Source organism: Sphingomonas sp. PvP056, from assembly GCF_040549155.1.
Lineage (GTDB): Bacteria > Pseudomonadota > Alphaproteobacteria > Sphingomonadales > Sphingomonadaceae > Sphingomonas.
In genome coordinates, this window is the sequence record NZ_JBEPST010000005.1 from 346,052 (window position 1) to 368,245 (window position 22,194).

Here is a 22,194-nt window from a genome sequence, read left to right on the forward strand (position 1 = left end):
GAGCAGCCCCGCGCCGCTTGAAGACGGAAATACCCTGATGAAGACCAAGAAGACGGCTGTGACGACGACGTGGCAGAGCCCAAGCGAAGTGATGGACACGCTCTACGATGTCCGCGAACCTGGCTGTGACGGTGTCGGCTTCGCGCTGCTGCGTCCCCGCGCCAAGCAGAAGGCGAACAGCGTCGCGGCGCTGATCGGCGCGAAGCTCTCGCCGATCAAACCGGCGGCCAACACGCCGACGACGGCCTGCGGAATGCCGGTGACCGCGCGCGATCACCGGGTCGTGCTGGCGCGCTGCGTCGCCGACACCGCGCTCACCCGGCTGCTCGACGATTACGACGCGGCGACGCGCCCGCACCAGCGGCTGCTGGCGGCGGTCATCACCGTGCGCGGTGACGAGGACATGCCCGGGCACGACCTGCTCGACATGGCCGCGACCTACGCCACGATCCATCTGGCACGAGGGCGCCGGCTGACCAGCGTGGTCGCGTTGCATACGCCGGGTGATGAACTGAGCAGGGCCTTGCCCCACGCGCATATCTGCATCCTTGCCCGCCAGCATACTCCGAGCGGCTGGCTCGCCGAACACGAGGATCTGACCGACACCGCACACGGTTTGTGGGCGGAGGAATGGGCAGCGTTCCGCGCCGGTTGGGAGCGGCTCGCCGCTGCGGCCTGACGTGAGCATTGACGGGGCGGCCAAGGCCGCCCCGTCTGCCATCCCGGTGTAATAGTGGCGTCAGAACGACGACTTGGCCGGCGCCCCGCCACCAGCAGCACGCTGCAGCTGTGCCTGCCATGCGCGTTCGGTGTCGCTGCCCTCCATCAAGATGAGCCTGGCCTTGTGGTAGACGTCTTCCTGAGCATGCAGGGCGGGTTTGGCGGCTCCATAGGCCGACCGGCACGGCTCGCCCGCGCTGCACCAGGTCAGATCGAGCGGAAGCTGTGGTGAAGCGGCGCGCGTCGGTGCGCCATAGCGCTGCGTCAGCTGCGCCCGGAGCTGCGCACCCGTGCGGCCCGCCATCGGTGCCTCGTATTTGACGACCTTGACCTCGGCGCCCGTCGGCACCGGCCGGAACGAGACGATCAGCGCCTCGTCGCCTTTGTTCGCCTGGATGGTAGCGAGGCCGGTGCGGGGCAGGTCGAACGAGGAGGCGCCGCGTTGCTGGCGCTTCTGCTCCTCGACGGCGGTCGCCCAGTCATGGCCGGGGAAGGTCTCGACCTTCCAGCCGTCGCGGGCGAGCGCGGCCTGCACCTCGGTCGCCGGCATGCCGATCCGCACGCCCGCGATCGTGAGCGGCTTGGCGGCGACCCTCGTCTGCGCGCTGGCATCCTGTTCGGCAACGGATGCCGACCCGCAGGCGGCGAGCAACGCCAGGGCGGCGGTGGCGGTGATTCTGGTCATCATGATAGGTCCTTGTGCGTGGGACGTGCGTCGTCGTTCGCCGGGAGGCATCCCGGCGTGGCACGTCCGATGTCGGTGGTGGTCTACTGGTCGGCGGCGATCCGCGTGGGCGGCGAGCGAGCCCGGAAGATGCGGATCACCGCAGCACCAGCGTGGCGAAGCCGGCGGTGTCGTGAACGCCGGCGACGTGGCCGGCGTTGACGGCGTGGGCGATGCCGAGGCGCAGCGACCGGCCCGGGCCGAAGGTGGTGGACCAGCCAAGCTCGACATCGAGCTCGCGCGCTGTCGGCGTCAGGTCGATGTTCGCCGTGCGGGTGGTGAGCGCACCGCTCATCAGGTCGTAGGCGACCGGCGCCTGCAAGGTGGCGCGGGCACGCTCCAGCTGCAGCGGTGACGAAAGCCCGAGCGTCGCGGTGCCACCGACCAGCCGACGCGCCGCATCGACTGCGAAGGCGCGGCCGACCAGCGGACCGGTGAAGCGCAGCAGGTCGGAGCCGCCCTCGACCTTGGTCGAGGCGGCGGTAGCCCGTGCCGATAGCAGCAGGCCGGCAACGGCTCGGCTGGCAGTGAGCGTGGCGAGGGTCGTGCGGCCACCGGACAGCGCAAAGCTGGTGGCGCCGCGCAGGCCGAGCACCTGGCCCTGTTCGGTCAGGTCCGATAGCTCTACCCCGATGCCCACCGGTGTCGTCAGCGACACCGTGCGCAAGGCGGCACGACCATCGCGCGCAGTGCCCGACGCGAAGCCCGCCGACCAGCCGCTGCCTACCCAAGCGAAGGATTGGCCGACCGGTGCCGCGATTACGCCACGCAGTGCCGAGCCGCTGATACTCGCACCTTGGCCGATGGCGATGTTAGCAGCGAGCGTTATCGACTGACCCGGTGCGGGCGAGAAGGCAATGGTGGCAGGTCGGTTCGACCGGGCACCCTGCCAAGGCCCGGCCGTGGCGGAGGTGAAGCCGAGCCGCATGTCGGTTAGCGGCGGCGTCAGCCAGAGCGGATCGACCGGCGCCAGCATCGCGCCGGCGAGCAGACCCGAGCCGCGACTGCGCGGCGCGGCCGACCCGGTCATCCGGTAGTCGCGGCCATAACGGTCGAGCACCGTCATCGCGGCGGTGTTGGCTGCCAGCGCACCGCCATTGCCGAACGGTCCCGACAGCGTCAGCGACGAGTAGCGCGCCAGCACTGTGTCGGCAGCGGCAAAGGCGCTGGCGGGCGCCTGCGCCTTCATCGCCTGCTCGATGTCGAGCAGGCCGGCGCCGTAGATCTGGTCGACGCCCCGGTCGCCCAGATCGGTGGCAGTATCGAGCAGGATGCGCGCGATCGCCTTGCCGCCGAGCTGCGGCCAGTATTGCTTGAGCAGGGCCGCGGCCCCCGCGATCGCGGGCGCGGCAAAGCTGTTGCCCGTCGTCGTGACGAGGTTGCCGTCCTTGCTGACGACCTGCACGCCGGTGGCGACCACCGCCAGCGTGCGGTCGGCGAGATCGCCGGGGCGGCCGTTGCCGGCGGGCGCGCGCAGCGCGGCATCGACACGGATGCCGAACAGGAACCAGTCCCGGTTCTCGAGAGTGTCGCCGACGAGGTTGCGCGCGATGGTGCCGGCGGCGGCACTGTCGTCGCCGATATCGTTGGAAATGGATTCGACCAGCAGCCGGTCGGCGCGGGCGACCTGATCCATCGCCGCCTTCTGCTCTGCCGCGGCTTGGCCGCTCGATACGCCGTTGAGGCTGAGCGACAGGACGAAGGCGCCCTTGTCGACGCCGTAGCGGATCGCGGGCGCGATGTTCATGGCGTTGGCAGCGCTGCTCTCCCTGATCGGCGAGGTGGCGGTGACGCCTTCGAGGTCGGGGCCGCTGATCTTCAGCGCCAGCAGCGTGGCGTCATAGGCGATGCCGTGGACGCCGGTGCCGTTCCTCGCTGCCAGCGCGACCGAGGCGGTCTCGGTGCCGTGCCCCTGGAGATCGTCGAGCGCGAAGGTCACCGTCTCGGGTGCACAGGTCGGGCAGCGCGCGATCCTGTTCTCGAACGCCTTGCTGTCGGGCGAGATGCGGCCGGCGAATTCGGGACCGTTCACCGCAATGCCGGTGTCGATGACGGCGATGGTCACACCTTTGCCGGTGATGCTCCTGTCATAGGCATAGGCGGCCCTGGCGCCGACCACGGCGGCGGATGCCTTGTATTCTGCACCGTCAGCAGCCGTCGGCGGCGGGGTGGGTGCAGGCGGGGGTGTTGGTGTGGGTGCAGGCGTAGCGACCGGCGGCGCGTTGGTGCCGGGCGTGCTGACGCCGCCACCGCCACCGCCACATGCGGCGAGCAGCAATGCGCCCGAGACGACCGATCCTGTATGAAGCGCCGCGCGCCATCGCCGGCGATATCCCTCTACCATGCACACCCCCGTATCCGGCGGTGCATGGCTCCTCCAGCCGGCGGCACCGCCCCATGAAACGAGGCGGTGCCGGCCCGTGAGCCGGAAGTTGGAAACTCGCTATTAGACGAGCGCGCACGCCTTTAGGCCCCCGGAGGGACCCTGGACATACGCGTGCGCCTCCCGGCCGAAACTGGTTCGGGCCGGGCGTTCGGCTACTAATAGCGAGGTTTCCACGCCTCGGTCCGCCTGCTGGCGAACAGGCCATCCATATGCCGGACCGGTTAACGAACCAAGTCATGTTGTGCGGGTGAAGCGGTTTTCGCTGCCCGACGTGAGTCACAGCCGTAGACGGCCGTGACTGGATTAGACAGCGATTGTCGTCGCTTAGCTGCCGCCAGTGTGAACGATCCGCTGGAGGAAAGAAAATGAAGCAACGCCGGTATCCCTGGGTGTTCCGCATTGCCGCGACCTTGCTGCTGCTGAGCGTGGTCGCCGGGCAATGGTGGCAACGCCAGCCCACCGGTGAGGTCGGCCTCACCATGCTGACGATCATCGCCGCGCGCTGCCCTGCCGCCATCGACCAGCACAACGGCAGCATCAGCGTCGCCGACAGCGCCCGAGCGCTCGACCGCTGGGGCTATGCGCGCCTCGCCGAGCTGGTCCGCCGCGATGGCCGCGACCGCTGCCGGCGGCAGGACTGAGGAGAAAGACGGTCGGGGCGACGCGAAGCCCCTGACGAGAATGAAAATCGAAGGGGGCCTGATCCGGACCGACCCGGTCCGGGGATCACGCCAAGACCCGAAGGCCCCCGATGTCCAACATGATCCACGAAGTGCTGCCGACCGCGTCGGTCGCACTCCTCCACTATGTCCTTGCCGAACTCGAGCCCGACGAACCCGACCAGCTCTACGGCAACACCGGTCTGCCCGCCGCGGTCGACTTCCCGGTCCACGACGTCATCGTCTCGGTGACCCCGGTCACCGCCCGGCTGTTCGATCAGGCGCTGCTGCGCTGTGCCGCGGCCCGCCGGCGCGACGTCATGCTCATCCGCCACGGCTTCCACCCGGAGACCATCGACCCGGTCCGTGTCGATGTCGTGCTGCGCTCGGTCGGCGGCCCGCTGCTGCTCACCGACCTCAGCTTCTTCCGCCACCGCGACCGCAGCCTGCACCTCGTGCCCGACGACGGCGGTCAGTCGGTGAAGATCGGCCCTGACGGTCTCGAGCTCGGCATCCGGCCGCCCTGGGACAGCGCGTGGGACCGCGCCGCCGGGCTGGAGAGTGCGGCCGCACAGATCGTGCTCGCCTGCCGCCGCAGGAACCGGGGGGTGAGATGAGGAGGAGGGCAAGCGGCCCCGATGCGGGGATGAAACAAGGAAGCAAGACGATGACCATGACCAACGACGCGTTCGAGACCGCCTGCACCAAAGCCGTCGCCCGGCTGCTGCTCGGCAACCGCAAGCTGAAGGAAGGCATCGTGCTCACCGGCGGCAACCGGCTCGACCTGGACGGCAAGGTCCGGCTTGCCCGGCAGGCGCGGGCGAGCGACGCCGATGTCCTCCACCTCGAATATGGCACGGACGATGATGGCCGGCATGCGCTGACCGGCATGATCGTCTTCATGGTGCGCGGTGACATCTGTCACATCCAGACGCAGTGCCGGCTGTTCCTGTCGAAGGGCGGCACCCGGGGCGTCGTCCTGCCGCAGCCCGGTGCCCGTGGCCACTACCGCCTGGCGCCCGGGGAGATCCTACACATCGACGGTAAGCCCGCCGGCGACGTTACCGACGGCATGGCGCGCGCCCATGTCTGGCTCGCCCGCCAGCTGGCCCTCGGCAGCAACGTGGTCGATGACGGGCGATATCAGGTCTGGTCGCAGGCAGCGTGATGGTGGCGGCGACACCGATTATGGACTGGCGCTGGCGAGTTACCGGACCAGCGATAGATGACGCCGATCGGCAGATGCCGCCGTGACGCTGCGGGTCAGCCAGAAGCCGGGGACCAATTCGGCATAGCGCTCTTTCTGCTGGGGCGTCGCACCCAGTGTCAGGACCATCAGCGAGAACGGGGTCTGTTGGCTTTTGCCCCGTATATCGAGAAAGCGGACGCGGCCCTGCAGCAGGTAGATGTCCGCGTCAGCGCTCAGCGTCTCGTGGAACCAGGCGGAGTCGGTTCGGACCGGCACAAGGCAGACGACCGTCTCGACCTTGCCGGCCCGCCATTGGTCATGGGCACGCCGGAGCCAGCGCAGCAGCTGCGAATAGGGCGGATTGACGAAGGCGACCTTGCCCGACCAGTCGTCGACCAACCCGTCGCCGCCTTCGCTCGGCAGGATCCGACGATCCGCGACGACCGGGCTGAGCGGATGCCCGCAAGGGTCGAGGTCGATCTCGCCGAACGCGGCGTAGACGTTCGCCATGAAATCGGGCGGCGTGAAGCGGATGTCGCGATCGTCCTTGTCGCCTTGACCCCAATAGGATCGTTCGGGCGCGCGGCGGCGGGCGTTCGGTGCGATCGCGGCCAGCAGGCGCAGCAGGCTGGCGACCGATCCGCCGCCTCGCTCGAGGCTGGCGATGGTCGTCGGTGACAGGCCGGTCTTTTCCGCCATGTCCCTCAGCGACATCGACCGCTTGCGCCGCTCCGCACGCAACTGCTCTGCCAGGGTCTTGCCCGCCGCTAGACCGGTCAGGCGAAAGTCCAGCGCCGCCATGGCCGCGATGAGGGTTTGCACCGAGCCAACGCCCTTCTCCAGCCGCTTGATAGTTTGCGGATCGACACCGATCCGGTCCGCCAGGGTCCGCTGCGACCAGCCGGACGCCCGTCGCGCATCACTTAACTCGTGTATCAGAATCTGATCCTGTTTGGGTTCACATCCTATCGGGATATCTGACGTTGCGCGGCACCGGCAAGACCACTGGCCACATCGTGCACCCAAACAGCCACTGTCCACCCAGTTAGCGGATGCAGACAGTCCGCATTTCGGCAATGCTGATCGATAGCGGAATCACTGGTTTGGAGCGGCGGCGGGCTAAACGGTGGTTCGTTCAGCCCAAAGTGAGCGGCATCTATGCGCCCTGATTTCGGTCGCTCACCGATCCAGCCGCGGACCTTCAGCTTTTCGAGTTGCCCCGGGTATCCACTAACCCTCGCCGTTCATGGAAGGCTACGCACATCCGATTATTCTTCGGCGTCGCGCCGGAAAAGATTGATGCGAATTTCGCCGAACCAGCCTTTGCCTACAGACGAGATGATTTTACGCGAAACGAGCCAAGCTGCCAGCGCAGCGTTGGTCTGCGTGTTCTCGAGCAGCGGAATACCATAACCTCGCTTGATCTCGGAGAAGGGCCTGGGGAGCACGGCAAGGATCTCGCGGACGTCGCCGTCGCTTAGAAGCGATTGGAAGCGATTGAACAATCTGACCTGAACCTCGATCGGCCGCGTGGCCAAGATGATACCGCGTGCGGGGCCCGCGCTGAGCCCGGGCAGGTCGGCTCCGGTTCTTTCCAGTATGGCGCCCACGATGCGCGCCCGTGTCGCGAGCCCAGAGAGCTGAGCAAGATCCATCGATCGAATGATTGTCACTTTGTGCTGGTCACTGATCGGGCTGCCAAGCAGGGCTTCGCGGAAATCGTCGTCGATCGAAAGACTGGCCTGCGTCTTCAGGAATGACTCGATGTTTCTGCTCGCGAAGGCAAGCCGAAGGTCATCATGGTCCCTGAGGAAATCCAGCGCTTCACCCGAAAAGGCGACTCTTCCCTCTTCGATCAAGATCCGCAGCTTGGCGGCGTCCACGCCCTCCGGGAATCGCGAAAAGCCTTCCGGCAAGAATCGAACGAAATTTCGATAGGCCGCCTCGGTCAGTCCATTATTCTCGATCAGGAAACGATGGAGCGGCGGCGCGCCTTCGTCTTCGGGCATTGGTTCGGCCGAAAGCGCCGCTCGCGGCGCGTCCATATTGAGAAAGGTGGTGAGGCTCTCGGCATCGAATGCCTCGCTGGAGAGGAAAGCCCGGACGTTCTCCCAGGACGGCGCGATCCGGCCCAATTGAAACGCCGGGCTTTGGAAGCGCGCTGGCACATCCCCCAAAATGGGGATGACGCCCGACTGCGTCCGGAGAAAGGTGACCAGATCGTCGAAATCCGCGTCGTCTCGCGCGAGGAGAGCGAGAATGGTGGCGGTACTTTCTCGCCGATTTTCAGGAAGGCCCAGCAGGACGAGCTTCAGATGGCCCGCGAATTCACGCTCGATCCTGGCGGTAAGCGGGGCGTTCGCGATCTGGGCGATGGTGGTATAATGCCGCGTGTGCAGGGACTGCATGTCGCCCTCGCCCAGGACGTCCTCAAAGGCGTAGTCGAGATTGTCGATGGTGAGCGCATAACGGCCCGCCTCAAACAGCGAGCGCGCGATGCCGGGGAAGCCATCGACGCTGCGCAGGCTTTCCAATTCGAAGCCCAGCGCTTCCAGCCTCGACGGTTCGCAGCCGACGCCCAGCGCCAGTATCTCGGCAAGATTGGCCGCGAGGAATTCCGAAAGTTCGGCGTATTTTCTCGGCAACACCTCGAGTGTGGCGAGCGGTAAATGCGCGATCAGCTGCGCGAGGTGGGACAGATGCCTAGGGTTGGCGAGGGTCGCCGGGATGAAGCCAGGCCATGACCGGACCATGCCGGCGACAAATGTGGGCACCTGCGTTCCGGAAGCGTAATAGCTCGTGAAGAACGCATCGATCGTTTCGAATTCGGACGCCAGATAGCCAAACATGGCATCGACGTGATATCCATAGGATACCGGATCAGAAAGCAGACAATCGACAATTTTGACGTTGAGCACGTAGCTCTGACGGAAATCCTCATCGCGCATCGCGGCTATGACTTCTCGAGGGTTGTCGATCGGGAAGCCTGGTTCCGGCGTGATGAAGCCACGGATCTTGATCAGATATTTGTTGTCATTCGGAGACAGGCGGCCCGCATGGAATAGCGACGTGTATTGATAATATGTGTCGTCGAGATGCCCTTCGAGGATAAGGAAGCGCGCCAGTTCGCTCCTGTTGCCGAAGGCACTGAAGAGTTCGTCTAGCCCGTCGGTGTCGAGCCGAATGATCTCGTTGAATTTGGCGACGCGCAGGCTCGCGCTCTTCGCACGCAAGGCGCGGAGCTTCTTGGCGGTGGTATTCCTGAATTCAACTGCCCTCTGCTCAATCTCCTTCTTGCGTTCCTGATAGGTTCGCGACGGATCAACCTCCGCCGCAATCATCGAAGGATTGAGCTGAGCATGATGACCTTGTGGCGACCTTAAAGAGGCATTCGAGCTTTTGATGAGCTGATCAAACGTATCGATCGTGGCGATCGATGAGATCTCGAACCAATTCTGTCCGTTCACCATGATTTGCGATATGTAGGACGGCGTCTTCTCAATGAGCGCCATCGCGTAGATCCGGCGCAATTCCAGAACATCGGACGGGATTTGTCGTTCCGCGACGTCGATCTCGTCTTCCAGGCGCTGAATCTGCGCTCTGTAGCCCGCCTCACCATGCGCGATGAATTCGTCGTGACGGTCGAGAATCTGTGCGAGATTGCCGCTGCCGCGATGCAGCGCTTCGAAATCCTTAGGAAAGACGTTTTTGTAGATAAGGACGGCGAGAAGCTTGGTCACATTCAGATCGTTATCACCGTCGGCTTCTAGGTTCGCGGCGTAGATAGCATACTCGTTGAATATGTTCTGGATAAGCCTCAAATCATTGAGATAGCGCGACACCTCTCGCAGGAACTGCCGATCAAGCCGATCATCCAGAGCCAGTCGCTTGCCCTGTTCCAGCATCTTGTCGATCGAGTTCGAGCTGTTAATGATCGGAATCACGGGGATGATGAATTCGAAGAATTTGGTGCGATCGGTGTTAATGAACATGTCGTCACGCAGCGCATAAAGAAAGCGTATCGTGCGCTTCACGCCGGCATTTTCGTTAATAAGCTTATTTATCTCTCGCAACGTAACGAATATTTCGGAATCGTCAAATCGGTCAAGATCCTCAATGATGACGAGATCGTATTTGGTTGATTGGAAAAAATATATGATCTCGTCGAGATGGCGGTTCAGGATTGACTCCTGCGCGATTGCCGCTGGCGTGATCTCGATATCTTTAAGCGAGATGCTCTTGAGCGATATTCCGAAACTGGCCTTGTAGACTTGGTGAAGAAGCACCCAGACAAATGAGGCTCCGACCGCAAACCAGACAAAGTGCGGCCAGTTGCTTTTTGCGAGGGGGAGGAAATATGCCCCGCTGAGGATGTCAGCGCGCCTCTGAAAAAGCTGGCAGACCGATGCCGCGCCGATCATGGCGTAGAGCGAGAGAAGGCCCGACAGCCGGCCCGGCGACCGGATCCGCTTGAAGCGCGAGAAGGGAAGCTTGTTCGCGTCTGCACCATAGAGCATCTGCTGAAGGATGCTCCGCTCGATCTCCTGTTTGCTCACCTTGCGATCGGGGATGGCCTGATCGGACCCGGCTTTGATCGCTTCGGGCAGGAACGCCGCGAGCGAGATCTGTAGCGCCGAGATTTCGTTCTGCTTGAGGAACGATTGGATGATGCTGCTCTTGCCCGACCCATAGGGTCCGGTCAGCGCAATGTTAGAGACCTTTGGATCTTTTATCGCGGCCGTAAGCGCCTTGGCATAGACGCCGGCTTCGTCCGCCGTATCGGTCGGCGCGAGGTTGACGAACTGGGATGGTGCATCGGCTGCCGTTGTCGAGCGGCTGAACCGGCTTCTGATCTGCGCGATGAGTTGCCGCAAGTTCGTTTAAGTCCTGTGAAACGAGGCCGAGATCGAAGAATTAGCACGGCTGGCGTTGGCGCCAAGGTCGATATGGAACATATCGGGTGCGAACCGTGTCAGGCTTTGGTGCGAAGCGTTTGCGGCAACGTCGGCCCCTCGGCTCGTAGCCGGCGCGGCCTCAGCCGCACATGGCGTCGTCAATCTCGGACGCGTCTTATTCACCGTCGAGCGCGAGGTAGAGTGGTACACGGGCGTTGAGGGCATGCGCGCGATTGAGCGAGCGCGAATTTCGAAACCAGCGAATTCACGCCGGATCTGCCGGGGTGTCACCCTACTATCCGAAACGCCGGCTCGCATCCGCTGCATTTAAGCTGCTGGCCGAGATCCTACGCTACCAGGAATAGTGTCATGCCTTCGGCCTGCCAAAAACAACCAAAACACGACATTCAGCGTTATCGATCCGAGCGTCGGCTTTTGCTGTAAACCGCCAGGCAGCTTTTGGGCGACAAGGCGAAAGCAAACATAGGCTTGCAGCGACTGCCTCGAGTTTTCGACTGGCCGGTCACTGCCCGCCCTTGAGCCGTCAACGGATCCAAAGTGTTTGGCAGCGTAGCGGACAGGCGGTTGCGCCTGCGCAGCGCGGAAAGCGGATCCCGCCGCGCGCGACCCTTTAAAACTATTATGCACTCCTCGCCTCGGTTTCAGTTTAAGCCCCACGCGATCCGGGCAATTTTGGCTGGTAAGCATTTGCCAAGACCCGCGTCTTACAGTTCTGCGCATGAAACCGAACACTTGGCACTTTTACATCCTGAGGGGCTTTGCCGTCGCCGATAGCTCACGATCCTTCTGGAAGGTGGGCACCGCGCTTCCGACGTTCGACGAGGAAGGGAAGCTGACCACGTTCAGCATGCGAGGACGGACTGCTTACGGTAATTACGTCGACCCCACATTGACGCGAACGGGTCAAGATCGCGTGAACGCAGTTTATGCCGCCCCTCAAAATAACAATATAAAGATCAGCTATCGACCTCCCCATCTCGGGATGAACGCGGTGGCGGATCGAATCAAATGGCACCCCGTTGTGACTCACGCCATAGTCGCTACCAAAGAGTTGGACCAGCTCATCGCTGCCTTTTCGGATGACATCGGCGGATTGATCCATAATCGAGGTCGATTGCTTTTTTCATCACCAATTCGCAAGTTTCGAGGTGCCATCGAACTTATCAACGGAAATATCGACATTTACGATCTGATAAGCGCAATTGCGACCACTCCAAACACAATCAGCCGACGCAAGCTCTCGGAAAGCATGCGGGCAGACATCGAACAATTAGACGAACAGCTTCGTTCTGAACGGGAGAATTTGAAAGGCAATTTATCGGTCTGATCCGGTGGCGCCATTCGACTTCTTCCGACCAACATACGCCGTTCATCGATCGGGCGTAGAACGGCAGCTTCCGCCACAACCTCTCATTCGCTCAGAGGAAACCGTCCAGCAATTAAGCGCCCTAGGGATAGCCGTGCAAGCGGGGCCGGAGCGACCCCAACACGGTCGTGGGGTCATTGACGCTGAAGCCGCTGATCGCACTTTTGCGGCCTCTCAGCCGCGTCAGGCACTGCTTGCGGTCGGGGGCTGCGCATCTCGCCTCAAAATCCGTGCTGCGGCTTGGTTATATTCTGGCGCGTTCCAAACGACGCCCTTATCCGACGGTGCCGTCAACAAGACTGTGGCGCAGGGAAGGCCGGCCGCATCGAATTTGCGAGCGATGAACTCGCTCTCGCCGCGGTCATGGCTCGACATGATCAGCTGATAGCCGTTTAGGTCGACCATATTGCGCATCACATCGACAAAAGCGGCCGTGTGAATGATATCGTTATGCTGCAGCGGGTCGTCGAGAAGCAGCGCACGCCAGCGTGACCATTGATAGGCCGTGCTCGCCGCGCACAGGATGCTAAAACCGTTTGCGGCTAGCTGGCCCTCGCTCAGGACGACCTGCGGAGGCAGATCCTTCTTCGTCTCGATAGCATTGTCGACCTTCTCGCGGTAGCGCAGTGCCATCCCGAAGCTGGTCGCATCAACCCTCGTATCGGCCTTGAACTGAATGCTCTCACCCGGCGTGCTCAGCATCGCCTCGTTGAAGTCGTCTATCACCGTATTGAGCGGATCGAGCACTCGCGCCGAAAAATCGTCGGCCTGCTTCTGAAGATCCTCCGAATAGCGCTTCACTGCATTGCGCGCCGCAGTCGTGAGTTTAACCGCCGCCCGCGCTGCCTCGACTGTCGTTTTGAGCGCTGACAGATAGGCCGTCGGATTCTTGACGCCCTCGTCGCCTCCGGTCGCCCGCATCGACGCGAGGATTTCGTCGACTTCGCCCTGCAGCAGCGCATCCTCATTGTCGCGGGCAAGCACGAGCTGGCGTTCGGCGAGGGACCGTAATCCCGTCAGCCCGGCGTCGATGGCGGACAGGCCTCGATCATAGTCCGCCTGGCTAGGAATGTCGTTGAGGCCAGCGCGCGTCCAGCGCTGCTGCATCTGCCGCGCCGCCTGTTCAGAGGTCTCGCGCGTTACCTCAGCCGCAGCAAGCTCACGCTGCGCAAGGTCGAGTGCCGCCTGTTCGCGCTGCACGTCTGCGGTGGCGGTGCTCGCCGCCTCAGTCAGTTGTCCCAGACGACCCCGCGCGTCTTCGCCGCGCTCGCGCTCCGCCGTCAATCTGGCCTCGATCTCACCGATCGTGGCGTTCGACAGATTGCGCGCGGCGATGCGATCAGCGCACGCCTTGTCCTCCGCCTGATGCTGCGCCAGTCTTGTTCCGGACTGACTGTCGCGCGCGATCAGATCTTCGAGATCGGCTGCAACGCTCGACCGCTGTTCGGTCGCTGCCGCTGCGTTCGCCGACAAGGGTTCAAGCGCAACCTCTGCGGCTGCAAGCGCAGTATCCGCATCGCGCGATCGGGCCGCGGCCAACGCGGCGAGGTCGCTTTCGGGCGTCGTCGCAAGCGTCTGGGCGATGTTGGCGCGCGCCTTCGTCACGGCATCAGCCGCTGCTCTCGCGGTCCGATCGAGTCCGTCGACCGCCGCCATGATCCCGCGAAGGCGACGGATTTCATCGCTGAGCGCGGGGCGGGTAGCGCGCAAGGATTCCAGCGCTTCATCGGCTTGCGCGAGGCGATGGTCGCTCCCCGACGCCGCAGCATCGGCAAGCGCCTTCAGGGCGCCCGGTTTGAATTGTGTGCGGCACACCGGACAGTCGGTGTCGTCCTCATGGATGTGACTGGCAAGCTGTGACAAGGCTGCGCTGATCGCCGACGCGTGACGGTCCGCCTCGGCGCGTTCGCGCTGCGCGTCGGTAATCTTTCCGTCGAGATCGGCCAACTGCCTTTCAAGTGGCGTCAGTTTCACCGAAGCACGCGCGGCGGCCTCGCGTCCCTGCGCTAATGCGGCCTGGGCGGCACCGAACTGAGCTTCCAGGTGGAGACAATCCCCCATTGCCTCATTGAGCGCTCGAGCCGATGCGGCAAGGCTCCGCAGCCGCGCAACATTGGCACTGGCCTCGCCATGCTGACTGATCGCCGCGTCGGCTTTCGCAATCGTTGTGCGATGCGCCGCGATCGCGTTGCCAAGCGCCGTTCGACCCTGCTGCTCGGTCGACACCAGCGCGGCCAATTGGCCACGGCGGGCGAGATCGGTTCGTGCCGCATCGAGCACTGTGATATTCTGGTCGATCGTGGCGATAGCGGCATTCTGCGCGGTCACGGCGTTATTAGCGGAACCCACGAGCGGCGATGCCCGATCGAGCCGCGCCTGCGCATCGCTGACGACGCTGCGCAGCCGGACGAGCGTTGGATGGTCAAGCCGTCCCTCCGCTAGGCTGACCGCGAATTGCGCGGGCATGTCGGAGAGCGCCTCCATAGCCGTCCTGCGCTCACCGGCTGTCCGCAATGCCTCACCGATCAGGTCCCCGAGCGCTGCGAGGCGTGCCGCGACGCCTTCGCCAGTGACGGCAATGGGCTGACTTGCCGCAAGCTGTTGAAGGTCGCGCTCGAGCTGGTCGATTCGCGCAGCGACTTCGTCGGCCGTCAACACGCCCGTAGCGCGCGCGGTCGCGCGGAGCCGCTCGAGCCGTGTCATCCATCCCTGCCAATCGGCGATCTCCCGATCGAGCGTAGCAACGACGGCCTGTTCGGCGTCGAGCCTCCGCGTGAAAGCCGCGATGGTCGGTCGCCCGCGCAACCCTGCGCGGATCCGTTCGAGCCGGTCGATGCCGCTTGGTCCCTTGAGCGCCTGCCATTGGTCCTGCGGGTCGCGACTGGTGAACCGCTGCTGTGCCGCCTGACCAAGGAAATGGGTAAGGGCAAGATAGGTCCCAAGATCGTTGATCGTGCGGCGATCGGGCCGCGCGAGCTGCGCGACAATGTCCGCCATGGAAGTCCTGCCGGCGGTGCTGCGTTCGATGGAGTCGCCGTCCGAGAAGGTCAAAGCGACGCTATGTGATCCGGGCTCGGCGCCGCGGCGCGTGAGATAGTCCTTCTCGACAAGCTTCTTGCGACCCTTGTTGATATAGGGTTCGAACCGCCGGATCTTGTTAGTCAGTCCCCATTCGATTGCATCAAAGAAACTGCTTTTGCCGAGGCCGTTGGTCCCGGTGAGTAGAACAAGGCCGGGTGCTGCCGGAATGTCGATCGCGAAGTCGCCGAAGGTCCGAAAATCTTTGATCGCAATGCGGGAGAGGAAAATCTCGCTCATGCCTGTCCCCTCCGCTCCCAGGATTTAACCAACGCCGCCACAATATCATCCGGCGTCTTCTTCTCGTCGAGCGCGATCCGCTCCCATTCGTCCGCCGTCGTCCGCGGCAGCCCCGGCGCGGTCGCACCGGTCCCGCTCAGCGCGTCGAGCGCCACGTCCTCGAACTGACCTTCGGCATGGACCCACGGCCGGGCGAGGAAAGTGCGCTTGAGGAATTCGGCGAAGCTCTCGTAGTCATTTAGCGGATCTTCGGGTCGCAGCCATGCCAGCTTGCGCGCGACCCGGTCGTCGCGCTCTACCATCAACGCCATTGCGCGCCAGGCTTCCTGCCGCTCGCTCGCGCGGGGACCAAGCAGCATCAGCTGAAGATCCAGCGTCTCGTTGGTCCCAAGGAACGAGCGTGCGACGACGCACTGATTGCGGCAGCGCCGCAGCGTCTCGAGAACCGCTTCCATCGCAGCAACCTCGGGGAGGATGCCCAGCACGATGTTGAAGCGGTCGATCCGGATCGCATGGCTCTCTGCCGGCAGATCGGTTGGACTGAGCGTCATCGACTTGCTCGATCCGCCATTGAACGTCGCGCTCGCCAGCTCGGGGCGATCCTCGACCTTGAGGTCAAGCGCCAGCGCCGCCCTGCGCAGCCGCTCGGCGAAGTCTGCCAGTCCGGGTGATAGCGTCGCACTATCCGTCATGCCGCGCCTTTCATGATCGTCTTCTCGAGCGCTTCGAAATGCCGCGCCTCGACTGCTGCCAGCAAAGTGCGCAGCTCGGCCAGACCCGCCGCCGCCGCGTCGATGAAATCGCGACTGATCGACATGATCACCGGACCAGAGCCAGCCGTATCGCTGAGCCCAGGCTGGTCGGTGTCGATCTGCGCAAATGGCCGCTCGGCGATCCGGCTGACCTCGATTGCCGTTTTAACGACGAGGATGACGAACTGGGTCTGCCACATGAAGGATGCGGCGCACAGTGACATCTCGTCACCATTGATCATATCGGCCGCGCAGCCATGACCAGCCCATTCGCTGTCGCCGTCACGCAGGCGTACCAGATTACCAGGCCTGGCGCTTTTCGGCGACGTCCCATCCCAGGCTGCGGCGATGGCGAGCGCGACCGCGGTACCGCGCAGGATCACCGGCCATTTGCTGGGACCGACCAGGATCTGTGCCGCGTCGCGATGGTCATCCTCGTCGACCGCGCAAATCAACAAGCGCAGGAAGTGATTGAGCAGTGCCGGGTCATCGGTGAACGACGCCTGCCAGACCGCCCATGTCGCGGCCATTGCGCCGCGAAGATCCTGCGCGATTCTCACGTTGATCGGGCGGCCGGGATCGGCGTTGCTCGCGAAGAACGGTTGGAGGTGCGTGTCCAGGCGCTCGAGCAGCCAGGCATCGAGCGAGCGGTGGATCCGGCGCGCCAGAATGTCGGGCGGCAGCGGGACCGGATCTTGGGCAGCACCACCGGGATTGCCGGCGACGATCGCCGGCATCGCCATCCCTTCGGCATGCGGCGATTCTAGGCTGAGCTCGCGGACGAGCTGGCTCCACAGTCCGGGCGCGGCATGGAGCCGGCAATTGCCGCTATGGCAGGCGACCCGCAGCACCGCACCCGTGACGGCGCCCAGCTGGTCGGGAGCATCGGGTAAGATGATCTCGAAAGGCTGTTGCTCGCTCCACGATCGAATGAGCTGGTCCGCCGGAACCGCGCCGGACCAGCGGATGTTCGCGCCCTCGCGCAGCAGTTGCACCGATATAGGAAGCTGATTGGCTGCCAGCCGTTGCAGCCGAGGCGAGAGGATATCGGCACTGCGTGCCGCTTCCCTGAACAAGGACCGTGCTGGTGCCGACAATTTCGGGACAAGCGTCGCCTCGCCGTGGCGGGCAAGCCATTCCTTATGGAGCACGTCGAAACTCGCCAGGTGCGCCGCAAAGGGCGCTCGCACCACATCGCGCTGGGGGCCGCGCCGAACGATCACTGCATCCGCCGCGACCGTTTCCCCGTCGCAATCAAGCCAGAACGGGGCAACGATTGGAGCTGGATTGGGGGCGTCGATCCGCGCAACGACACCGCAATGCAGATGCCGGAACGACCGCTGGGCGTCACCGGCGCACGCCTTGATGGTGAGGTAGGCGGCGAGCCGATTGAGCGTTGCCGTGGAGACATCGAATAGCTCGGCATGCTGGGTCTGGAACGTCAGCTGCACGCCGGGTCGCAGTTGCTGGGCGACAGCAGCAACGAGGCCGATATCAGTGAGCGGCTGCAGCAGCTCGGCGTCATAGGCCGCGATAAAATCGAAGCGGGCGCCATTGGCATCCTCGGCGCGGGCGCGCACATCGATTGCGGCAAGGGCCGGTTTCAGCGCCGCGATGCCAGGATGTTTGGAGATCAGCCCGATCATCCCGGCATGATCGAAATCGCGCGCTCCCGCAGCGACAAAATCGATCAGGCCGCCATCGCCCGCACCGCTGACAAAGAATCGCGGGGTCGGCCGGCCTGCGAACTCGGCGACCGGAACGCCGGCATCGGTCCAGTAGCTGGCGCTTTGTATCGCCGGTAGCGGCTCGCCGGGCTCAAGTCCGAACCCGACAGCAAGAAACACCATGTGAAATTGTTCGTGCAGCTCCGCGCTTGGCGCCGGGGCATTAAGTTCGGTGATATCGAGCTGATAGCCGTCCGCCGTCCGCGTCAGCCCGGTGACCCGATGGCGCAGCCGTCGCTCGAGGCGCGGCGCCAGCCTAACGACGATGTCTTCGAACCCGAGCAAGACATCGCCGCGCACGGCGCGGCACGTCCCGGATTCCCAGTCCAGGATCGGCAAGTCAGCGATGGGGTCGGTCGTGTAGTGCGCTGGCCAATCGTAGATATGCGGATCGAGTCGTCGGCGATCGGTCGCCGACTGCAGGGGCAGCAGTGCATCAGCTGACTCGAGAAGGACGACCTGCGAGCCGGTGACGAGCGCGGCGGCAGCTGCAGCCGTGACACCGGCCGCACCGCCGCCAATAACGGCGATCCGCGGATTTGCGTGGAGATAGCCGAGTTCCTTTAGCGCGTGGACCAGCGACAGCGCCCGCACTTGCTGGGAGTAGAAGGTGATACGCCGGTCGAAACTGCCGATCACGAACAGGTTCGGCCGGTCGCGAACCGTCGCGCCGTCTACAATGTCTTGGGCAAGCAGAGCGTCAGCCAACGCAGCGCGCTCCCGCAGACATGCGCGCCTGCCGTAACGGCACCAAGACATTGGCGTGAGTTCCCGCACACATGGTCGACAATCCGCTCCCCCCTCCCGCGACGTTGCTGCGACAGCCGGCGCACTCGCTTATGGGGAGGAACCCGGGAGGCCGCAAGATTCTGATGAGTCTCGCGAAGTCACTGTAAGCCCGGCTTGGTGCCTGCCGTTCAACTTTACACGCAGTTCCGGCACTTGAACCCGACATTCGCTAACGGCCGAGCAAACCGCGGACCATTTGGCATTGGCCCACAGCACTCACTGAGCCATCATGCTTTCTACACTGGACGGATGGAGTCAGCATGGGGATCAAGCCAGATGAGGAGCTCGCTAAGCAGTTCGAGGTGCTGATCGATGATCCGAAGAAGTCCGAAAACGATGTGCAGAAATTTCTAGAGGCACACAGCGAGTTCCTCATCCCCTCATGGTTTCAGAACCATCCGATCGCGATGAACTCGATCATCTCCAAGTTCTCGATCGGTGGGCGCACCGCCGACTTCGCTTGGTTGATGAGCGATTCAGCCACCTGGTTTCTGGTGCTCGTCGAGATCGAATCCCCGCACAAGAAGCTCTTCAGCAGCAGTAGCAAGCACGTGAAGCCGTCGTCTGTGTTCGATGATGCGCTGAACCAGACGCACGTCTGGAAGGAATACTTCGACGAGCATCCGGCCGAAGTGCGCGAAAGCATCCGGCCCATGCTCGTTCCGCTGGGCCGGGAGCGCAATCCCCTCAAGCTCCGCCGCGTCCTGATCATCGGCAGGTCCGCCGACCATGCAGCCAACGAGGCGCGGCGAAAGCGGATGGCGACGATCGAGGAAGATCACAAGATCAAGATCCTGACCTACGACAGCCTGTTGGGCCACTATCGTCGGGGCCAGGGCGAGAAACGCTGCGTGCTGTCGCCCCGCGGTGCCGGCTTTGCGATCAAGCGGATGGACGCCTACCCAGAAAGGACGTTCGCCTATCTCAGGCCCGAGCAACTTCACGTCCCGCCACGCTTCATCGCCGAATTGGAGGAGGCGGGCTACCAAATGCAGGAGTGGCTCAAGAACAGGCCGCTCATGTTCGACGATAGGTGGGCGACCAAGCCGGAGGGCTGGGACGACGACGGGATGCTTAACAGGGTTTATGGCGCCGCCATGGACGCGGTCGAGAAGAGCCGGTCAAAGCGAGCCGCGAAACGCGAGAAGTCCGGATAACCTCTGTTACGGTCAGCAGATTGACTCGCCTGCATCGCCGGTTGTGAAAGTGTTAGCTTCAGCATGTTTTTTCGCGAAAAGCCGCCAGTCCGCTGTCGGTCCAAGCTCAGTCTGTCAGCTAGACCAGCGGAGCAAACGCTGAACGTCTAGATTCGACATTACCTGCCGTTCGACGTGTCGCCAGTAAACGGCAGGAATGTCCCACTTTCTGCCTTTCGACGCTCACGCCGGAATGAACAAGCATCAGGAGTTGGGACACGCAGCCTCGCCCCAACTTTTAAATTATGGGTTAGTGTCGCCGGTGCAAGTTTTGACCACTGAGATTGCAAGAGGAACGCGGCTTCCATGGATATGTAACCCTGTGGGGAGGTTGGAGTCGTGGTGACGGGGCGGTTCCCAGTTGGGGAGGATGCCGTCCGAGCCGCCTCCCCCGCTGCACGATCTCGCGCTGGAGCTTGCGCGCCTGCTGGCGCGCGATCTCGCGCGGCATCATAATGCGGAGCGCAAGGCGAGCGCGACCGACACGCGGCCACGACCGTGAAGGCGACCTTCTTCCCGGGTGCAGAAAGCATGAATGGAGGAAAAGTGATGCGCTGCGCGATCTATGCGCGTTTCTCGACGGACAAGCAGGATGTGCAGTCGATCGAGACGCAGTTGATGATGTGCCGTCAGGAGATCGCGCGCAAGGACTGGCACGAAGTGGCGTGCTTCACCGATGCGGCGGAGTCGGCGGCGACGCTGCACCGCCCCGGCATGAAGGCGATGCTGGCAGCGGTGGCGGCGGGCGGTATCGACATCGTCTATGCCGATGCCATGGACCGGCTGTCGCGCAGCCAGGCCGATATCGCGATGCTGTTCGAGCGGCTCCGGTTCCGCGGTATTATCCTCGCAACGCGCAAGGAAGGCGAGGTGACGCCGTTGCACATCGGCATGATGGGCACGATCAACGCCGAACAGCTGAGCGCCACAAGCGAGAAGACGCGCGATGCACTGGTCCGGCGCCATGCGATGGGCAGGAACCCGGGCGGCTCGGCCTATGGCTATAAAAAGCGTATCGAGCACGACGGCAATGGCGAACGCATCCGCGGCCTGCAACAGATCGTGCCTGCCGAGGCGACGGTGGTGGTGCGGATCTTCGAGGACTACGCTGCCGGCATGTCACCCATCGCCATCACGCGGAGGCTCAATGCCGAAGGCGTGCCGGCGCCGCGCAGCGGCAAGACCAGCGGACACCCGCTCGGCAAGCAAGCGGCCTGGACGCCGAACACGTTGACCGGCAATGCCGCGCGGGGCACCGGCCTCCTCAACAACCCACTCTATGCCGGCAGGCGCCCCTACGGCAAACAGACGTATCGCAAGAACCCGGACACCGGAAAGCGCCACGCGTTCATCACCCCGGAGGAAAAGCGCGCCGGCGTCGTCGAGGCGCCCGAACTGCGCATCGTGTCCGTGGAGCTATGGGAGCGGGTGAAGGCGCGGCAGGCAACACTGGCACGGGCACCCACATCGCAGGCCACAGCCCCCGCCCTGCCCTTCTTCGCGCAACAGCGCCCCCGGTATCTGCTGACCGGCAAAATGACCTGCGGTTGTTACGGCGCGAGCTATGCCAAATCCGGCAAGAGCCGGTTCGGCTGTCAGGGCGCTGCCAAGAAGGGTCCGACCTGGTGCGACAACCGGCTGACGATCCGCCAGGACGACCTCGACGCGCGTGTCCTGGCGGGGTTGTCGACCGAGATGCTGCGCGACGATGTCGTCGCGGCCTTCCTGGCCGAGTATGAAGCGGAGATGCAGCGGCTGGCGGCCGAGACGGTCAGCACCCGCCCGGAGCGTGAGGTGGAGCTGGCTAACCTCGACCGGCAGATCAGCCTTGCCAAGGCGGCTATCCTGAAGGGCGTCGATGCGGCGATGTTCGTCGAAGAGATGAAGGTCTGGACCGAGCGGCGGCAGGTCCTGCTCGCTGAGCAGGACGTTGCGCAAACCACCTTCACAGAGTCTGAACTGATGCATCCCGACCTTGGCCGCGTGTATCGCGAGAAGGTTGGGCAGCTCACTGCGGCGTTCGAGGACGATGCGCTGAAGGCGCAGGCATTCGAACGGCTGCGCGCGCTCATCGAAGCGGTGGTGCTGACGCCCGAGGACGGAGAGTTGACGATCGACCTGCGCGGTGAGTTGGTGTCGATGCTGTCGCTATGTGCTGGGGCGGAAACGCAAAAAGCCTCCGCGGGTGTGACCGAGGAGGTGTTGCAAATGAAGATGGTTGCGGGGACAGGATTTGAACCTGTGACCTTCAGGTTATGAGCCTGACGAGCTACCGGGCTGCTCCACCCCGCGACGGTTCCTGTGAGGGAACGAGGGTAGATGACATGTGAATGGGTTCTTATGGATACGAGACGAATTTGCTGCTCACCGGCTTCAATGCCTGGCGACGACCTACTCTTCCATCACTTAAGTGATAGTACCATGGGCGCAGTCAGGTTTCACGGCCGAGTTC

At 63.5% G+C, this 22,194-nt stretch carries 14 protein-coding genes and 1 tRNA gene; 7 read left to right on the forward strand and 8 right to left on the reverse strand.

All coding sequences use genetic code 11. From position 1 onward, the window contains the following. Positions 1-37: 37 nt before the first annotated feature. A complete protein-coding gene (locus ABIC17_RS14290; protein WP_354282806.1) occupies positions 38-679 on the forward strand; it encodes a hypothetical protein in 642 nt (213 codons plus the stop codon). Positions 680-739: 60 nt separating this feature from the next. Here the strand turns inward: ABIC17_RS14290 and ABIC17_RS14295 are convergent, their stop codons facing one another. Next, a complete protein-coding gene (locus ABIC17_RS14295; protein WP_354282808.1) occupies positions 740-1,405 on the reverse strand; it encodes a hypothetical protein in 666 nt (221 codons plus the stop codon). 136 nt (positions 1,406-1,541) lie between these two features. After that, positions 1,542-3,788, reverse strand: coding sequence for a S8 family serine peptidase (locus ABIC17_RS14300; RefSeq protein WP_354282810.1), 2,247 nt, complete (start codon positions 3,786-3,788; stop codon positions 1,542-1,544). A 407-nt stretch (positions 3,789-4,195) separates the two neighbouring features. Between ABIC17_RS14300 and ABIC17_RS14305 the strand changes: the two genes are divergently transcribed. The 3 genes from ABIC17_RS14305 to ABIC17_RS14315 all read left to right on the forward strand — a co-directional run bounded on the left by ABIC17_RS14305 (position 4,196) and on the right by ABIC17_RS14315 (position 5,657). Beyond that, positions 4,196-4,471 (forward strand): hypothetical protein, encoded by a 276-nt coding sequence (locus tag ABIC17_RS14305; protein ID WP_354282812.1) that lies wholly within the window; start codon positions 4,196-4,198, stop codon positions 4,469-4,471. 110 nt (positions 4,472-4,581) lie between these two features. Next, positions 4,582-5,106 (forward strand): hypothetical protein, encoded by a 525-nt coding sequence (locus ABIC17_RS14310; RefSeq protein WP_354282814.1) that lies wholly within the window; start codon positions 4,582-4,584, stop codon positions 5,104-5,106. A gap of 50 nt (positions 5,107-5,156) precedes the next feature. Then, positions 5,157-5,657, forward strand: coding sequence for a hypothetical protein (locus ABIC17_RS14315; RefSeq protein WP_354282816.1), 501 nt, complete (start codon positions 5,157-5,159; stop codon positions 5,655-5,657). A gap of 39 nt (positions 5,658-5,696) precedes the next feature. Here ABIC17_RS14315 and ABIC17_RS14320 read toward each other — a convergent pair whose 3' ends face one another. Both ABIC17_RS14320 and ABIC17_RS14325 read right to left on the reverse strand, forming a co-directional pair. Further along, positions 5,697-6,719 carry a DNA N-6-adenine-methyltransferase gene (locus tag ABIC17_RS14320; RefSeq protein ID WP_354282845.1) on the reverse strand — a complete coding sequence of 341 codons (1,023 nt, stop codon included), beginning with the start codon at positions 6,717-6,719 and terminating at the stop codon, positions 5,697-5,699. Between the two features lie 227 nt (positions 6,720-6,946). Further along, positions 6,947-10,552 carry a YobI family P-loop NTPase gene (locus ABIC17_RS14325; protein WP_354282818.1) on the reverse strand — a complete coding sequence of 1,202 codons (3,606 nt, stop codon included), beginning with the start codon at positions 10,550-10,552 and terminating at the stop codon, positions 6,947-6,949. Between the two features lie 835 nt (positions 10,553-11,387). On the opposite strand from ABIC17_RS14325, the gene ABIC17_RS14330 reads away from it, so the two are divergent. Next, complete coding sequence (locus ABIC17_RS14330; protein ID WP_354282820.1) at positions 11,388-11,921, forward strand: hypothetical protein; 534 nt, start codon at positions 11,388-11,390, stop codon at positions 11,919-11,921. A gap of 222 nt (positions 11,922-12,143) precedes the next feature. Here the strand turns inward: ABIC17_RS14330 and ABIC17_RS14335 are convergent, their stop codons facing one another. From ABIC17_RS14335 to ABIC17_RS14345, 3 genes are read right to left on the reverse strand one after another with little or no spacing between them, the layout of a single operon-like run. Next, positions 12,144-15,278, reverse strand: a complete 3,135-nt coding sequence (locus ABIC17_RS14335; protein ID WP_354282822.1) for an AAA family ATPase — start codon at positions 15,276-15,278, stop codon at positions 12,144-12,146. Continuing rightward, positions 15,275-15,970, reverse strand: coding sequence for an ABC-three component system middle component 1 (locus tag ABIC17_RS14340; RefSeq protein WP_354282824.1), 696 nt, complete (start codon positions 15,968-15,970; stop codon positions 15,275-15,277). The genes ABIC17_RS14335 and ABIC17_RS14340 overlap by 4 nt, the downstream gene beginning before the upstream one ends. After that, positions 15,967-18,534, reverse strand: coding sequence for an ABC-three component system protein (locus ABIC17_RS14345; RefSeq protein ID WP_354282825.1), 2,568 nt, complete (start codon positions 18,532-18,534; stop codon positions 15,967-15,969). The genes ABIC17_RS14340 and ABIC17_RS14345 overlap by 4 nt, the downstream gene beginning before the upstream one ends. Before the next feature lie 272 nt (positions 18,535-18,806). Between ABIC17_RS14345 and ABIC17_RS14350 the strand changes: the two genes are divergently transcribed. Both ABIC17_RS14350 and ABIC17_RS14355 read left to right on the forward strand, forming a co-directional pair. Beyond that, positions 18,807-19,703 (forward strand): Shedu immune nuclease family protein, encoded by an 897-nt coding sequence (locus ABIC17_RS14350; protein WP_354282827.1) that lies wholly within the window; start codon positions 18,807-18,809, stop codon positions 19,701-19,703. A gap of 657 nt (positions 19,704-20,360) precedes the next feature. Further along, positions 20,361-22,001: a recombinase family protein gene (locus tag ABIC17_RS14355; RefSeq protein ID WP_354282847.1), complete on the forward strand. Its 1,641-nt coding sequence runs from the start codon at positions 20,361-20,363 to the stop codon at positions 21,999-22,001. Here ABIC17_RS14355 and ABIC17_RS14360 read toward each other — a convergent pair. Beyond that, positions 21,958-22,034, reverse strand: a tRNA-Met gene (locus ABIC17_RS14360). The two genes, ABIC17_RS14355 and ABIC17_RS14360, sit on opposite strands and share 44 nt — an antisense overlap. Positions 22,035-22,194 lie beyond the last annotated feature (160 nt).

Coding starts and splice junctions, on each gene's coding strand:
- ABIC17_RS14290 (WP_354282806.1), top strand. CDS start 38: ATGAAGACCAAGAAGACGGCTGTGACGACGACGTGGCAGAGCCCAAGC.
- ABIC17_RS14295 (WP_354282808.1), bottom strand. CDS start 1,405: ATGACCAGAATCACCGCCACCGCCGCCCTGGCGTTGCTCGCCGCCTGC.
- ABIC17_RS14300 (WP_354282810.1), bottom strand. CDS start 3,788: ATGGTAGAGGGATATCGCCGGCGATGGCGCGCGGCGCTTCATACAGGA.
- ABIC17_RS14305 (WP_354282812.1), top strand. CDS start 4,196: ATGAAGCAACGCCGGTATCCCTGGGTGTTCCGCATTGCCGCGACCTTG.
- ABIC17_RS14310 (WP_354282814.1), top strand. CDS start 4,582: ATGTCCAACATGATCCACGAAGTGCTGCCGACCGCGTCGGTCGCACTC.
- ABIC17_RS14315 (WP_354282816.1), top strand. CDS start 5,157: ATGACCATGACCAACGACGCGTTCGAGACCGCCTGCACCAAAGCCGTC.
- ABIC17_RS14335 (WP_354282822.1), bottom strand. CDS start 15,278: ATGAGCGAGATTTTCCTCTCCCGCATTGCGATCAAAGATTTTCGGACC.
- ABIC17_RS14340 (WP_354282824.1), bottom strand. CDS start 15,970: ATGACGGATAGTGCGACGCTATCACCCGGACTGGCAGACTTCGCCGAG.
- ABIC17_RS14350 (WP_354282827.1), top strand. CDS start 18,807: ATGGGGATCAAGCCAGATGAGGAGCTCGCTAAGCAGTTCGAGGTGCTG.
- ABIC17_RS14355 (WP_354282847.1), top strand. CDS start 20,361: ATGATGTGCCGTCAGGAGATCGCGCGCAAGGACTGGCACGAAGTGGCG.